General features: G+C 69.7%; 15 protein-coding genes and 1 tRNA gene. 7 read left to right on the top strand and 9 right to left on the bottom strand.

The genetic code is table 11. From position 1 onward, the window contains the following. The first annotated feature begins 64 nt into the window (after positions 1-64). Entirely contained in the window at positions 65-403 is a 339-nt protein-coding gene (locus ACSQ2G_RS06795) for a hypothetical protein (protein ID WP_436029397.1), read from the top strand. Between the two features lie 25 nt (positions 404-428). Here ACSQ2G_RS06795 and ACSQ2G_RS06790 read toward each other — a convergent pair whose 3' ends face one another. After that, on the bottom strand, positions 429-1,061 hold the full coding sequence (locus tag ACSQ2G_RS06790; protein ID WP_028038977.1) for a peroxiredoxin: 633 nt from the start codon (positions 1,059-1,061) through the stop codon (positions 429-431). A 123-nt stretch (positions 1,062-1,184) separates the two neighbouring features. Here ACSQ2G_RS06790 and ACSQ2G_RS06785 point away from each other — a divergent pair, with 123 nt between their 5' ends. Beyond that, entirely contained in the window at positions 1,185-1,934 is a 750-nt protein-coding gene (locus ACSQ2G_RS06785; RefSeq protein WP_436029395.1) for a creatininase family protein, read from the top strand. 47 nt (positions 1,935-1,981) lie between these two features. On the opposite strand, the gene ACSQ2G_RS06780 is transcribed toward ACSQ2G_RS06785, so the two are convergent. From ACSQ2G_RS06780 to tsaD, 5 genes are read right to left on the bottom strand one after another with little or no spacing between them, the layout of a single operon-like run. After that, positions 1,982-2,764: a class I SAM-dependent methyltransferase gene (locus ACSQ2G_RS06780; RefSeq protein ID WP_028038975.1), complete on the bottom strand. Its 783-nt coding sequence runs from the start codon at positions 2,762-2,764 to the stop codon at positions 1,982-1,984. Between the two features lie 60 nt (positions 2,765-2,824). After that, complete coding sequence (locus tag ACSQ2G_RS06775) at positions 2,825-3,193, bottom strand: Rieske (2Fe-2S) protein (protein ID WP_436029393.1); 369 nt, start codon at positions 3,191-3,193, stop codon at positions 2,825-2,827. Further along, positions 3,190-3,471 (bottom strand): YciI family protein, encoded by a 282-nt coding sequence (locus ACSQ2G_RS06770; RefSeq protein WP_028038973.1) that lies wholly within the window; start codon positions 3,469-3,471, stop codon positions 3,190-3,192. Before ACSQ2G_RS06770 ends, ACSQ2G_RS06775 begins: the two co-directional genes overlap by 4 nt. A 60-nt stretch (positions 3,472-3,531) precedes the next feature. Then, positions 3,532-4,527 (bottom strand): NAD(P)H-dependent glycerol-3-phosphate dehydrogenase, encoded by a 996-nt coding sequence (locus ACSQ2G_RS06765; RefSeq protein WP_436029391.1) that lies wholly within the window; start codon positions 4,525-4,527, stop codon positions 3,532-3,534. Beyond that, positions 4,524-5,627: a tRNA (adenosine(37)-N6)-threonylcarbamoyltransferase complex transferase subunit TsaD gene (gene tsaD / locus ACSQ2G_RS06760; protein ID WP_436029389.1), complete on the bottom strand. Its 1,104-nt coding sequence runs from the start codon at positions 5,625-5,627 to the stop codon at positions 4,524-4,526. The genes ACSQ2G_RS06765 and tsaD overlap by 4 nt, the downstream gene beginning before the upstream one ends. A 71-nt stretch (positions 5,628-5,698) precedes the next feature. Here tsaD and hemC point away from each other — a divergent pair, with 71 nt between their 5' ends. The 5 genes from hemC (at position 5,699) to ACSQ2G_RS06735 (ending at position 10,038) form a co-directional block, all read left to right on the top strand. Beyond that, positions 5,699-6,655, top strand: a complete 957-nt coding sequence (gene hemC / locus ACSQ2G_RS06755) for a hydroxymethylbilane synthase (RefSeq protein WP_436029387.1) — start codon at positions 5,699-5,701, stop codon at positions 6,653-6,655. Positions 6,656-6,659: 4 nt separating this feature from the next. Then, positions 6,660-7,367 (top strand): uroporphyrinogen-III synthase, encoded by a 708-nt coding sequence (locus ACSQ2G_RS06750; protein WP_436029386.1) that lies wholly within the window; start codon positions 6,660-6,662, stop codon positions 7,365-7,367. A gap of 42 nt (positions 7,368-7,409) precedes the next feature. Beyond that, positions 7,410-8,330, top strand: coding sequence for a COG4223 family protein (locus tag ACSQ2G_RS06745; protein ID WP_436029384.1), 921 nt, complete (start codon positions 7,410-7,412; stop codon positions 8,328-8,330). Continuing rightward, on the top strand, positions 8,327-9,874 hold the full coding sequence (locus ACSQ2G_RS06740; protein WP_436029383.1) for a heme biosynthesis protein HemY: 1,548 nt from the start codon (positions 8,327-8,329) through the stop codon (positions 9,872-9,874). The genes ACSQ2G_RS06745 and ACSQ2G_RS06740 overlap by 4 nt, the downstream gene beginning before the upstream one ends. Positions 9,875-9,962: 88 nt before the next feature. After that, positions 9,963-10,038, top strand: a tRNA-Thr gene (locus tag ACSQ2G_RS06735). 49 nt (positions 10,039-10,087) lie between these two features. On the opposite strand, the gene ACSQ2G_RS06730 is transcribed toward ACSQ2G_RS06735, so the two are convergent. From ACSQ2G_RS06730 to ACSQ2G_RS06720, 3 genes are all read right to left on the bottom strand, one after another. Further along, positions 10,088-10,747, bottom strand: a complete 660-nt coding sequence (locus ACSQ2G_RS06730) for a hypothetical protein (protein WP_436029381.1) — start codon at positions 10,745-10,747, stop codon at positions 10,088-10,090. Positions 10,748-11,253: 506 nt separating this feature from the next. Continuing rightward, the gene (locus ACSQ2G_RS06725; RefSeq protein WP_436029379.1) at positions 11,254-11,397 is read right to left on the bottom strand and encodes a hypothetical protein; all 144 of its coding nucleotides are present in this window, start codon (positions 11,395-11,397) and stop codon (positions 11,254-11,256) included. 292 nt (positions 11,398-11,689) lie between these two features. Further along, positions 11,690-14,155 carry a GH12 family glycosyl hydrolase domain-containing protein gene (locus ACSQ2G_RS06720; protein ID WP_436029377.1) on the bottom strand — a complete coding sequence of 822 codons (2,466 nt, stop codon included), beginning with the start codon at positions 14,153-14,155 and terminating at the stop codon, positions 11,690-11,692. Positions 14,156-14,330: the final 175 nt, after the last annotated feature.

Here is a 14,330-nt window from a genome sequence, read left to right as displayed (position 1 = left end):
AGACCATTGGGAAAACTGACCTCCGGCTGCAACCTTGAGCTCTCACCGCCACGAGGATCCCTCCATGAGTCTGGACAGCAAGCCCGAAACGAACATCGCCGCGGCCCCCGCCGCGCCACCCCGCCCTTGGCGGCGAATGCCAAATTGGGCATTGTTTCCTTCGATGGGCGGATTTTATCTGTTCTCTATCCTGTTGCTCGGCCTTGTCCTTGTCAAAGCCGGGCCACCCTTCCTGGCGACCGTGAACGGCTTGAAATCTTGGTCGCAACTGGGCGGCTGGCGAGGACTCCTGACGGGTTTGGGCCTGGCCTTGGTGCTGATGTTCCTGGCGGCGCTGGGCTGGTTCTTCGCCATGCTGGCCAAGTCGATGGAGAACGAGCTCAAGTTGCGCCTCGGACTATGAGTTCGCCTGTGTTCGCGGGCCAAGATCAGGCCGGCTGCGGGACCACCCGCAGATAGGGCTTCTGCTCGTCCCAGCCGGCCGGGAAGAGTTCCTTGGCCGCCTCGTTGCTGACCGAGGGGACGATGATCACGTCGCCGCCCTGGGTCCAGTTGGCCGGGGTGGCCACCTTGTGACCGTCGGTCAGTTGCAGGCTGTCGATCACCCGCAGGATCTCGTCGAAGTTCCGTCCCGTCGAGGCCGGATAGGTCAGGGACAGCCGCAGCTTCTTGTTGGGGTCGATGATGAACACCGAGCGCACGGTCAGGGTGTCCGAGGCGTTCGGGTGGATCATGCCGTAGAGGTTGGAGACCGAGCGGTCTGTGTCGGCGATCAGCGGGAAGTTCAGCCTGGCGCCCTGGGTCTCCTCGATGTCGGCCGCCCAGCCGCCGTGGTTCTCCAGCCCGTCGACGGACAGGCCGATGACCTTGACGTTGCGCTTGTCGAATTCCGGTTTCAGCTTGGCCACGGTTCCCAGCTCGGTGGTGCACACCGGGGTGTAGTCCTTGGGATGCGAGAACAGCACCACCCACGAGCCCTGGGCCCAGTCGTGGAAGTGGATCGGGCCTTCGGTCGAGGCCTGGGTGAAGTCCGGAACGATGTCGCCGAGCTGCAGCGTCATGGATGTCTCTCCCGTCGCCAAAATGGGGTCGGCTTGACCCTAGGATGGGCGTAAGGCCGTGCCCAAGTTGTAGGCGCGGGGCGTTCGGCGCGCCGCCCAGGATTTCTCGCGGAGTTTCCAGCCATGCTGCTCGCCCTTTCGACCTGGCCCGAGATCGAGGCCTATCTGGCGACCTCGAAGACGGTGGTGGTGCCGATCGGCTCGAACGAGCAGCACGGGCCGACGGGCCTGCTGGGCACCGACTGGCTCTGCCCGGAGATCATCTCGCACGAGGCCTCCAAGCTGTCGGACACGGTGCTGGTGGCCCCCACCTTCAATGTCGGCATGGCCCAGCACCACCTGGCCTTTCCGGGGACCATCTTCCTGCGGCCCTCGACCTTCATCGCCGCGATCGGCGACTGGGTGCGCTCGCTGGGCGCCCATGGCTTCGAGAAGATCTATTTCCTCAACGGCCACGGCGGCAACGTCGCCTCGATCGAGGCGGCCTTCTCGGAGATCTACGCCGAGTACAGCTTCCGCAGGGAACGCGCGCCGTTCGCCCTGAAGCTGAAGAACTGGTGGGACCTGAAGGGCGTGATGAGCCTGGCCAATCAGCAATTCCCGGTCGGCCACGGCAGCCATGCCACCCCGTCCGAGATCGCCGTGACCCAGTGGGGTTATCCCGACAGCATCAAGACCGCCGCCTATGAACCGAAGATCGCCCCGACTGGCCCGATCCGAGAGGCGCTGGACTTCCGCGCCCGCTACGCCGACGGCCGCATGGGCTCGGACCCGGCCCAGGCCACCCCGGAAAAGGGCGGGGCGCTGGTCGCCCAGGCGGCCCGGTCACTGATCGCGGATATCGCCGAGTTCTCGGCGGAGGCGCGGCCCTAGACCTCGGACGGGGACAGGCGCATGCGCCTGTCCCCAATCGTAGTACCCTACCGCGGGATCTCGGCGATCTTGGTCAGCGCCACCTGGCGGTACACGGCCGTGATCTCGAAATAGCGGCCGAACGCGCCGAAGAACTGGTCGGTGGCCTGTTTCACGCCGGGTCCGCCGATCTCGCTGATGTCGTGCCAATAGTCGTCCAGCACCATCATGCCGCCCACGCTGAGCAGGCTGGCGCAGAAGCACAGGTCGATCAGCACGGCCAGCGCCGTGTGGCTGCCGTCGACATAGATCAGATCGAACTGCTCGCCGGCCGCCAGCATCTTGGGCAGCTCATAGGTCGAGAAGCCCTTGCGGGCGGTCATCGAGCGGAACGAGGTGCGGGCCATGTTGCGGTGAAAGCGCGGCTCGACCGCATGGTACTTCTCTTCCGGGTTCAGGGCCTCGTCGAACCAGGGGTCGATGACGGTGACGTCCAGGCGGTCCGGCATCAGCCAGTCCATGAAGGCCAGGTTGCGGCCCTCATAGGCCCCGATCTCGAGATAGCGGATCGGCGCGTCGCCGCGCTTCCGGGCGAAGTCGCGCAGCAGCGGGGTGACGAACGGGATGTTGTTCGAGGCCCAGCCCGAGGTGAATTCGTAGCCGGTCTTCTCGCTATGGGCGTTGAAGGCGTCGACCACCGAATGATCGCGCTTGGCCAGCATGGTGCGGGCCAGGTCCGGGGCGAAGCGCGGATTGACCTTGGCGAACGAGCGCAGCTTGGCCCCCAGGCCGCGCGCATCCTGGGCGTCGGTCAGTTCGGCGTCGAAATTGGTCGTGGACCCGTCGGCCATGGCGCGGTTTCCCGGTTTGTGTCGGGCGCAAGCCTAGGTCGAACGGGTTAAGACGAGGTTCTAGGCGACAACGATATGCGCACCTTCGACTCGCACCGGCCAAGGGGTCAGGGCGACGTCCTGGCAGGGACCCGCGACCATCGCTCCGTCGTCGATCCGGAACAGGGCCGCGTGGCCGGCGCAGAGGATCAGGTCGTTCCCGCGGGTCAGGAACCGGCCGTTCGGTCCAGCCAGCGGCCAGCCGGCGTGCGGGCAGCTGTCGACATAGCCGACCACGGCCTCGCCCCGCCGGACGACGAAGCCGGCGAACACCGCGTCCTCGACTCGGAAGCGGAAGCCCCGCGCGCCGGGCGAGGCGATCTCGTCCAGGGCGCAGAGCACGGCTCCGACCAAAGGCCGGGCGGGGTTGGAAGGGTCGGTTCGGCTCAAAGGCTGCCGATCGCCAGTCGCCAGAAATGCACCTCGACACTCTCGAACACGCCGGCGGCGGTGAAGGGGTCGTTGTCGGCCTGCGCCTGGGCGGCGGCCTTGTCTTCAGCCTCGACCACGATGATCGAGCCGATCGGATTGCCGTCGTCATCCAGTAGCGCGCCGGCCAGCTTCAGGTTCTGGCTGTTGTTCAGATAGTCCAGGTGCGTAGGGCGGGTCGCCAGGCGGGTTTCGAGCGCGCCGGGCTTGTCCTTGCAGATGATGGCGTAGAGCGGCATGGGGCGGTTCCTTTCAGGATGCGGACGGGGGCAGGCGCATGCGCCTGTCCCCAATCGTAGTCAGACCTCGGCCTTCAGAGGCCGCGAGAGCAAGCCCAGGACGGCGCTGTCGACGTCGACCTCGCCGGCCAGGATGGCGGCGACGGCCTCGCAGATCGGGGTCTCGACGTCCAGCGAGCGGGCCAGGGCGCGGACGGCGGGCGCGGAGGCGACGCCCTCGGCCACCGAAACCTTGCCGGCCAGGGCCTGGTCCAGGGTCTGGCCGCCGCCCAGGGCCAGGCCGACGCTCATGTTGCGCGACTGCGGGCTGGAGCAGGTCAGGACCAGGTCGCCCAGGCCGCACAGGCCGGCGACGGTCTCGGCCTTGCCGCCCAGGGCCACGGCCAGGCGGGTCAGCTCGGCGAAGCCGCGGGTGATCAGGGCGGCATGGGCGCTGCGACCGAGGCCCTTGCCCTCGGAGATGCCGCAGGCGATGGCCAGGACGTTCTTCACCGCTCCCCCGGCCTCGGCCCCGATCACGTCGGCGGCCCAGTAGGGGCGGAAGGTCGGGATGGCGATGGCCTCACCGATGCGGCGGCCCAGGTCTTCGTCCTCGCAGGCCAGGGTGACCGCGGTGGGCAGGCCGCGGGCCACCTCGCCGGCGAAGCTGGGTCCCGACAAGACGGCGATCGGCGTGTCGGGCAGCACCTCGGCGGCCACCTCGCTCATCAGCTTCAACGTACCTTGCTCGACGCCCTTGGAGCACAGCACCACGGGGACGCCGGCCTTCAGATGCGGCTTCAGGGCGGCCAGGGCCGAGCGCAGGTGCTGGGCCGGCGGCACGGCCAAGATCAGGTCGCAGGCGGCCAGGACCGCCATGTCGGCCGAGGCGGTGATCGCGTCCTCCAGCTTCACCCCGGCCAGGAACATCGTGTTCTCGCGGTCGGTGGCGATAGAGGCGACTACCTCGGGTTCCCGCGCTTGCAGGGTGACCTGCAGGCCAGCCCTGGCCGCGACCTGGGCCAGGGCCGTGCCCCAGGCCCCCGCGCCGATGACGCCCGCATGTTTGAACGTCATGCCTTGGCTCCCTTACGGCCGAAACTGTTGCTTGGATGGGATAAAGCCGCGGCCTCGTCCAGGGGCCAGCGCGGACGGGCCAAGGCGTCCAGGTCGTCGCAGATGCCGAGCGCCAGCCGCTCGGCCCCGGCCAGAGCGATCATGGCGGCGTTGTCGGTGCAATAGGCCAGCGGCGGGGCGTCGAACGAAAAGCCGTTGTCGTCGCAGTTCTTGCGCAGCGCCGCCTTCACCGCGCCGTTGGCGGCCACGCCACCGGCCACGACGAAGCGCAGGGCCTGGCCCGGATGGCCGGCGGCGTACAGCTTCATGGCCCGGTCGGTGCGTTCGGAGAGCTGGCGGGCGATGGCGAACTGCACGGCGGCGGCCAGGTCGGCGCGCTGCTGTTCGGACGTGATCTTCTCCGCCAGCCGCGCGGCGGCGGTCTTCAGGCCGGAGAACGAGAAGTCGCAGTCCTTGCGGCCCAGCAGGGCGCGGGGCAGGTCGAACTGGGTCGGATCGCCGCTAGTCGCCAGTTTTTCCAGGGCCGGGCCGCCGGGATAGGGCAGGCCCAGGCTCTTGGCGATCTTGTCGAAAGCCTCGCCGGCCGCGTCGTCGATCGTGGTGCCCAGGCGCGTGCAGGCCCCGACCCCGGCCACTTCCAGCAGCTGGCAGTGGCCGCCGGACACCAGCAGCAGCAGGAACGGATAGTCCACCCGCGCGCCCAGCCGGGCGGAGACCGCATGGCCCTCCAGGTGGTTGACGGCCACCAGCGGCAGGTCGCGGGCCAGGGCCACGGCCTTGCCGAACGCCAGGCCGACCATCACCCCGCCCACCAGGCCGGGGCCCGCCGTGGCGGCCACCCCGTCCAGGGCCTCGAAGCCGATCCCGGCCGCGCGCATCGCTTCGACGACGACGGAGTCGATGGCTTCCACATGGGCGCGGGCGGCGATCTCGGGCACCACGCCGCCGAACGGCGCGTGCTGCTCGAACTGGGTGCCGACGATCGACGACAGCACCTCGACACGGCCGTCCGCAGCCCGGCGCACGACGGACGCGGCGGTCTCGTCGCAGCTGGTCTCCAAGCCGAGGATGGTGAGCGTCGATTCCGTAAGTGGCGTCATTCGGTTGCCGGGGTCCCGCCGCTCCTGTAGCAGCGAAGGCTCTTATTCGCTCTGCAGGTAACGCCCCCACCGTGTCCCGGCAACCCATCCGCATCGGCGCGCGCGGCTCGAAGCTGTCGCTGGCCCAGTCCGGCCTGATGCAGGCCCGCATCGCGGCCGCGCTCGGCTGGGCGCCCGGCGACGACATCGACACCTTCGCCCAGCTGATCCCGATCGTCACCAGCGGCGACCGCATCCAGGACCGCCGGCTGATGGAGATCGGCGGCAAGGGCCTGTTCACCAAGGAGATCGAGGAAGCCCTGCTGGACGGCCGCATCGACTGCGCGGTCCATTCGCTGAAGGACATGCCGGCCGAGTTGCCGCCGGGCCTGGTGCTGGCCGCCACGCCCGAACGCGAGGATCCCCGCGACGCCTTCATCAGCCACGTGGCCGAGCGCCTGGAAGACCTGCCCCAGGGCGCGCGCCTGGGCACGGCCTCGCTGCGCCGCCAGGCCCAGGCCCTGCACGTGCGGCCCGATATCGAGATCGTCATGCTGCGGGGCAATGTCGACACCCGCCTTGCCAAGCTGGAGCGCGGGGAGGCCGACGCCATCCTGCTGGCCCAGTCGGGTCTCAACCGCCTGGGCCTGGGCCACCTGACCCGCAGCTGGCTCGACCCGCTGGCCGCCCCGCCCGCGCCGGGCCAGGGCGCGCTGGTCATCGAGACCCGCGCCGAGGACGTCGACCTGCCCTGGCTGCAGGTCGTGCGGTGCCAGGCGACAACCCTGGCCGTCGCCGCCGAGCGGGGCGCGCTCTACGCCCTGGAGGGTTCGTGCCGCACGGCGGTCGGCGCCCATGCCCGGCTCGACGGCCTGGCGCTGACGATGATCGTCGAGGCCCTGACCCCCGACGGCGTCCAGCGCTTCCGCCGCGAGGGCTCCGTCACTCTGTCCAGTCCGGACGCCGCCGATGAGGCTCGGGCCCTGGGGCTGGAGCTCGGCGCCGCCGTCCGCGCCGAGGGCGGTCCGGCCCTGATCCTGACGGACTAAGGCGATGACGGCCAGCGCGCGGCGGATCTGGGTCACTCGGGCCTCGCCGGGTGCGGAAGCCACCGCCGCCCGCCTGGTGGCGATGGGTCTGGCGCCGCTGGTCGACCCGTTGCTCGAGGTGCGCGACCTCTCGCCCGCTATCGACCTGGACGGCGTCGCGGCCCTGGCCTTCACCAGCGTCAATGGCGTCGCCGCCTTCGCCCGCCTGCACGGCAGCCGGGACCGGCCGGTCTTCGCGGTCGGCGACCGGACGGCGCGGGCCGCTCGCGAGGCGGGGTTCACGGCGGTTGCCTCCGCCGACGGCGACGTCGAAGCCCTGGCGGCCCTGATCCTGCGAGAAGCCACGCGGCTAGACGGTGCGGTGCTGCATCCCTCGGCCCTGGAACCGGCAGGCGACCTGGTCTCGCGCCTGGCCGCGGCTGGCGTTGGCGCCCGGCGCCTAGCGGTCTACGAAACCGTTGACCGGGACCCTTCGCCCGCGACCCTGGCCGAGCTGGTCGACCTGGAGGCGGTGCTGCTGCATTCGCCGCGGGCGGCCAGAGTTCTAGCCCCTTGGCTCGCGGAGCGACCCGCGCCGCGCCTGCGGGCGCTGTGTTTGTCCCCGACGGTGGCGCGGCCTCTGGAGGATCTGGTTCAAGCGGGGCGGCTGGACTGCGTGACGTCCGCGCCGCACCCGACCGAAACAGCGCTGCTGGCCCTGCTCATCCCCTAGCTGAACATTGCGCGGCGCGGCCGTGTGGGGCACGAATGGCGCATGACGCTCGCTCCCGATCCCGTTGCCTCCGACGCGCCGCGCGACCCGACGCTGTACCGTCGTCGCCGTCTGCTGGGGCCCGGCTTCTGGGCGCTGATCGCCTTTGGGATCGTCTGCGTCGCGACCGGCGCGGCCCTGGCGCGATTCGGCCCGACCTGGTTCTCGCAGGCCAAGGCGCCGCCCGCCACCCAGCAGCCTGCCAATGAGCCGATCTCGTCGCCGCCGCCCGCCGGCCAGCCGCTCCGAGGCGCGCCCAGCCTCGCCGCTGTCTCGCCGCCGGCGTCGGAGGGCGTGGCCCAACTGGAAGGTCGCGTCGCCGTTCTGGAGACGGGCCAGCAACAGACCTTGGACGCCGCCGGCGCCGCCTTGGCCGCCGCCACCCTGGCTGACGCCGCGCGCACAGCTCAGCCCTTCGCCGAGGAGCTGGCCAGCCTGGAGCGGGTGCTGCCCCTGTCGTCCGATCTGCGGGCCCTGGCGCGCCTGGCGCAGGACGGCGCGCCGACCCGCGCCGGCCTGGCCGACGAGTTCGAGACCCTGGCCGGCCGCGCCGCCGTCGCCGCCCGCGACCCGGGCCGCAACGCCGATTTCCTGGCGCGCCTGCGCCACGCCCTGTCCAGCATCGTCTCCATCCGGCAGGTAGGCTCGACCCAGGGCCAGAGCCCCGACGCGGTGCTGGGCCGGGCGCAGAAACTGTTGAACGAGGGCGACATCGAGGGGGCGGTGGCCACCACCGAGCGCCTGCCGCCCGCGGCCCAGGCCGTGCTGTCCCCTTGGCGCGCCGCCGCCGAGCGTCGGATCGAGGTCGATCGCCACATCGCCGCCATCCGCGCCGACGCGCTGGCGGGACTTGTCCAGGTGACGCGGCCCCAAGCGACAAGCGCTTCGCCAGCCGTCGCGCCCGCCGCCCCGGTGGCCCCATGATCCGCGCGGCCATCGTCTTCTTCCTGGTCGCGGCCCTCGCCGTGGCGGTGGTGGCCCTGACCGGCGAACCCGGCGCGGCCAGCCTCGACTGGATGGGCTGGCGGGTCGAGATGACGGCCGCCGCGGCCGCCCTGCTGACCTTGTTCACCGCCCTGCTGGCCACGGTCCTGTGGCGCGCCTTGCTGTGGGTGATCGAGGCCCCCAAGCGCGCCGCCCGGACCCGGGTCGAAGCCAAGCGCAAGCAGGGCGTCGAGGCTCTGTCGCGCGGCTTCCTGGCCGTGGCGGCCGGCGACGGCTCCGAGGCCCGCCGCCTGGCCCAGAAGGCGTCGGAGCTGGCCGAGGACGCCCCGGCGCTGGTCCGCGTCCTGGCCGCCCAGGCCGCCGAGGCGGCCGGCGACCATGTCGCCGCCCGCCAGGCCTACAACGCCATGCTGGGCTTTCCGGAGATGCGGCTGGCGGGCCTGCGCGGCCTGATGCAGACCGCCCTGGCCGAGGGCGACAAGGCGCTGGCCCTGCGCCACGCCGAGACCGCCTACGGCCTGGCGCGCACCGCCCGCTGGGCCTGGCGCGCCCTGCTCGAAGCCCGGCTGGAGGCCGGCGACTGGAAGGCCGCCCTGGCCCTGGTCCAGGGCGCCCTGGAGCGCAAGATCGTCCCGCCCCTGGTCGCCGAGCGGGCGCGGGCCGCGCTGCTGGCCGCCTCCGCCGCCGGCCTGGAGGAGACCGACGATCCCAAGGCCCAGGCCCAGGCCCTGGACTTCGCGACCCAGGCCGCCAAGCTCAAGCCCGAGTTCGCGCCGGGCGTGGTGATGGCCGCGCGACTGCAGGCGGCCGACGGCAAGATCGCCAAGGCGGGGACGCTGATCGAGGGCGCCTGGAAGCAGGCCCCGCACCCGGCCCTGTGGCTAGCCTATCGCGACCTGAAGACCAGCGAGACTCCCAAGTTGCGCGCCGCCCGTCTGGCGGGCCTAGCCAACCTGAAGCCCGAGGCGCGCGAGAGCCGGCTGCTGAGGGTGGAGAGCGCGCTGATCGGCGGCGACCCGGTCGCCGCCCGCGCCGCCGTCCGGCTTCTTCCGGAAGAGCCACTGACCGCCCGGACCGCCGGCCTGTTGGCCCGGGTAGCCTACGCCAACGGCGACGCCGACGAGGCGCGCGCCTGGGTCGCCCGGGGCGCGGCCGCCCCGCAGGAGCCCGACTGGTCGGATCTCGACCCCGAGGGCCGCGCCTTCGCCTACGCGCGCGATGACTGGGCGCGGCTGACCGTCAGCTACGCCGAGACCGGCGAACTGATCCATCCGCGCTTCGAGCGTCGCGAACGCTCGATGAGCGAACTGCCGCAACTGCCCTCGGCCTATGTCGAATCCACGCCTTTCGTCCGGGCGGCCGAGGCGGGCGGCGCCCTGATGCCCATTCCGGACGACCCGGGCATCGGTCCCGGCGGCTTCGACGCGGTCCCGCCGCCGGAGCCCGAAACCGGCGGTCCAGGGGCTCGCCGCAACGCCGGTTCACGCCGACGCTTGGCAAGCGGCCCTCGCGCCGCTAAATAGGCCGCTCCTCGCGCCGGGTCGGTGATTTGGCGACAGGAACACCAGTGTCTTCCAGGCCTGTCTCGATCGGCCCCCGGAGACGAAGCGCGCCGCTTTAGCTCAGCTGGTAGAGCACCTCATTCGTAATGAGGGGGTCACAGGTTCGAGTCCTGTAAGCGGCACCACTTTTCCCTTCTGTCCGGCTCTGGACGACGCCTTCGGGCGACGCGGCCGTCAGTCCCAGCCCTTGATCTTCTTCTTCTTGCCCAGGGCGAACAGGCCCGGATAAGGCCCCTTGCCGGTGCGGTAGAGGCACCAGTCGTCGTCCTTCTTGCAGTCGCCGTCGAAGGCCGCCTTCTTGTCCGGGTCGATCGCCGCGTACAGCGCCGGGCCGTTCTTGTGCTTGGCCCCCAGAGCTTCGGCGCAGGCGTCGCGCTCGGCCTTGGTGAGTTTGACGATGTCGGCCTCGGTGCAGCCGCTTCCCCGCGCGGCCTGGCGCAAGGCTTCGCCGCCGCCGGTCAGGGTTCCTCGGGCGGTGAAGCCGGGCGGCGCGACGATGGTCGCGGGCGGGGCGGGCGCCGCGGGGAACGGCGAGGGGGCGACCGGTGACACGGTCTGCGGCGGGGCCTGACGCGGCGTCGGGACGTGGAGCGGCGCGGACTCGGGGCGCGACACGGCCGGCCGGGACGCCGGACGCGGCTGGTCAGGCGCGAAAAACTGCACCAGCACGCTGCGCGGTTCAACCAGGACGGGCGGCGCGGGAACCGCCTTGAGCAGGACCCACCCCAACAGGCCATGGAAGGCCAGCGAGGCGACGCCGATCGCCAGCCGGCGCCGCCCGGCGGCTTGGCTCCCTGCGGGGCGCCGGCGAGGAGGCGGCCTTGTCGCGGGCATGGCGGTCTCCCTGGCGTCCCTCGGAGCCTGCCCGGTCGACGAGGTCGGCCTAGCCGGGTCGGCGGCGGGGGTCGTCAAAGATGGGCTCGATCTCACCCGACCAAGCTCTAGCGGCGGGGTGCGGCGGGACCATGGCCGCGAAACGTCGGGCTTGAAACGAATGCGGCCGTGGAGGGGCTTGCCTTCTTACAGGCGGAACCGCGTTAACCTCCGCCACTCAGCGCAGGCCAGGGCGTTGTTGGCCGCCTGCGCCCGGCTAGCCATAGGGCAGCGTATTAGGTGAACGTTGAGGGCTGGAGCGGCGGCGCCATTTGCGAGCGCGGAAGGCCGCCGCGGTTCATCGCGGCTGGCCGAGCGTCAACAGCGCGCGAGCTTTCGACGGAACGACGCCTAAAGATGATGGATCGATTCGTCGTCCTGGCCCTGCCTTAGGCCTATCCAGCCGAGGACCGTCGCCAAGGTGAGGATTAAGAACGCGGGAAGGTCGGTCGCCTGTGCGCCCGCGCTCAGACGAACAGGCGGACGGCCGCGACGACGCCGGCCCAGACGGCGAGGTTCAGCGTGAGGAAGCCGATGCGGCTCCAGTTCACCCGGCTCTTCGGCGGCGGCGACATCGCGACCAGGTCACGACCCGAAGTGATAGTCGTCATGTCAGTCATCCGTACTGCGATCCGGCTTGAGGCCGTTCAGTGTTCAGGGCGACTCTGTTTTCCCACATCGGCGTTAACGGGCGCCGTACATCTAGGGTTTAAAACTCATTAAACACGTCTTCCTGAAATCATTTGTCGAATGCTTCGACCACCGGGAGTTCGGGTTAGGTAACCTTGGGGCGGCTGGCGGAGGCCGGTGTCATCAGGCCGCCATGGCCGCTTCCAAACGAAAGGGACCGCCGGGCTTTCGCCTGACGGTCCCTGGAGTCTGCCTGGGCGCTCCGCGTGGAGGCTACAGAATGAAGTCGGTGCTCGTCAGCGACGTCACCGGGAGCAGGATGGAAAAGTCCGTGAGGCCGTCGCCGTTGATGTCGGCCTGGACGACGACGCCGCCCGTGACCGCCCCGTAGCGGAGCTCGCCGGCGACGTGGTGGAAGGCTTCCTGGCCGATGAAGGCGAACGGGTCGTCCACGCCGCCGACAACCGCGTCGATGGCGGACAGGTCGATGTGATCGCCCTGGCTCGTCGAGAAATCGGTGATCCGGTCGGCGTCGCCGGCCTTATAGGGACCGAAGACGAACAGGTCGGCGCCCGCGCCGCCGGTCAGGATGTCCGAGGCGGCTCCCCCAGCCAGCTTGTCGGCGAAGGCGCTCCCGACCAGGGTGTTGGCGAACTCCGAACCGGTCGCCACGATCCCCGCGCTGGCCCCTGAGGCGTCGACGTTCTCGAAACCGGAGACATAGGCCGAACCCCCGGCGACCTGGCTGGTCGTGAAGGTGCTGAGGTCGACCGTCGCGCCGACCTTGAGGATCAGCGTGTCGCGTCCCGAGCCGCCATTGATGACCGAGTCGGCGGCGTCATAGACGATCGTGTCGTCGCCGGCCTGGCCGTAGATCTTGTCCACGCCCGCGCCGCCGTCGAGGATGTCGTTGCCATTGCCGCCGTCGAGAGTGTCGTTGCCCGAACGGCCGCTCAGCGTATCAGCGCCGTCGCCGCCGAACAGGGTGTCGGCATAGGCGCCGCCGGTCAGGCTGTTGTCATCGGCGGCGCCGGTGAGCGAGACGACGCCGGTCGCGGCCGAGGCGTCGACATCCTCGAAGCCCGTGACGACCGCGCCGCCGACCATCTGGTCGGCCGTGGCGGACAGATCGACCGTGGCTGCGACGTGCAGCACCAGCGTGTCGTGGCCGTCGCCGCCTTGGACCGTCGAGGCCGTCCCGTCATAGACGACGCTGTCGTCGCCCGAGGTGTCGGGCAGCGGCGCGGGTTGTTCCGCGGGTGGCTCCGCGGGTTGCTCCGTAGCCGGCTGCGAGGTGGTGGTCGTCACACCGGACCCTTCGACGTGCATGGTGGTCAGCATGCCATCGGCGGCCTTGGTCTGGACGTTCAGGTCGAGGTTGTTGATGGTCAGCGAACCAGCGCCGGATACGACTTCGGATCCCAGCTCCACCGAGGCGACATAGTCGCTCGAGGAGACGAGATTCAGGCCCTTGAGCGTGGTCAGGATCCCGGCGATGTCGAGCTGGCCCTTCGGCGTGTCCTGGTCTAGGACGACGGCGGTGTAGGTCCAGTCGCCGGTCGTCGAGGCGTAGATCTTGCCAGTGACCGAGCCGTTGGAATAGGTCCCCACCTGCGTGCCGAAGGCGTCGAAGTCGCCCTTGTGCACCCATACCATGACCTCGGTGGTAACGCTGGAGGCGCCGCCGTTGGGCACGTCCGTCAGCCAGATGTCGAACGAGACGTTGAAGCCGCCGGTGTTGCCCTTGTAGCTGACGTCGTAGTCCGCCGTCAGCGTGGTCAGGCTGCTGACCTGGGCGGGCAGGACGGTGGTGATGTCGCTGGCCTTGTGGCCGCCGCTCATCGGGGCTGGCCCAAAGATCACCTCGGGATAGGCGCGGATCGTGTGCGCCGAGTCGGTGGTCACCGGGAACGACCAGTTGAAGGTCGTCTTGGCGGTCAGGTCGGCGGCGCTGTAGACGCTGTCGATCGTAAAGTCGGTGCCATAGACCAGGCTGCCGGGATTCCAGACGTTGTTAAGCACGTACCAGCCGTGACCGGTCCAGGCCTTGTCGGGTCCTATCAGCTGGGAATAGCCGGCGGGAATGGCGGCGGCGTCGGGCTTCAGGCCGAAGTCGTAGGCGGTCAGGCTGGAGAGCGCCGTGTCGCGTATGACCAGGCTCTCGCCGTTCGAGAAGCTGAGCTTGACGTCGGTTCCGCTCTGGGTCGCCAGGGTCAGGAGCTGGGAGAAGCTGGTGACGCCGTAGCCGCTCAGCTGGATGACGTCGCTGCTAGACTTGAAATTCATGATGGCGTCGGAGCCGTTGCCGGCGGCGACCTTGAACAGGTCTCCGGCCGCGCCGCCGACGAGTACGTCGTCGCCGGCCAGGCCGTTCAGCGTCGCGCCGACGGTCCCCGCCACGATGATGTTGTTCAGGGCGTTGCCCGTGCCCGCGGTCGATCCCGCGGAGTTGAGCAGCAGGTTCTCGACATTGGCCGACAGGGTCACCGGACCCCAGAACCGCGCATCGACGGTGTCGACGCCCTGGTTGGCGTATTCGACGGCGACCGAGTTCTTGTCCCACAGGTAATAGGTGTCGTCGCCCGCGCCGCCGATCAGCGTATCGCCGCCGGAGCCTTGGAAGACATCGTTGTTGGCGGTTCCCGTCTGGGTTTCCTTAGCTGAGCTGTGGGCCGGCCAGCTGTTCGGCGTGGCCGACAGGAAAAGTTCAACGCCCTTGGCGGTAAAGTAGCGAGTCATATGCCCTCTCCGTGACCGGGAGAGATCAACATTCGCCAGTTAACGAGAGGTACTGTGAAGCTATATGGCTAATGTAGCTTCAAGTATAAAAAACAGGCATTTTGCGATAACGTCGATTTATATATATGTGATGCGACAAAACGCCTCACATTACTTAGTGATGCAATCAACAGTT

Origin of the sequence: Caulobacter sp. LjRoot300, from assembly GCF_964253875.1 — a bacterium.
Classification (GTDB): domain Bacteria; phylum Pseudomonadota; class Alphaproteobacteria; order Caulobacterales; family Caulobacteraceae; genus Caulobacter.
This window is presented reverse-complemented; position numbering and strand designations above follow the sequence as displayed.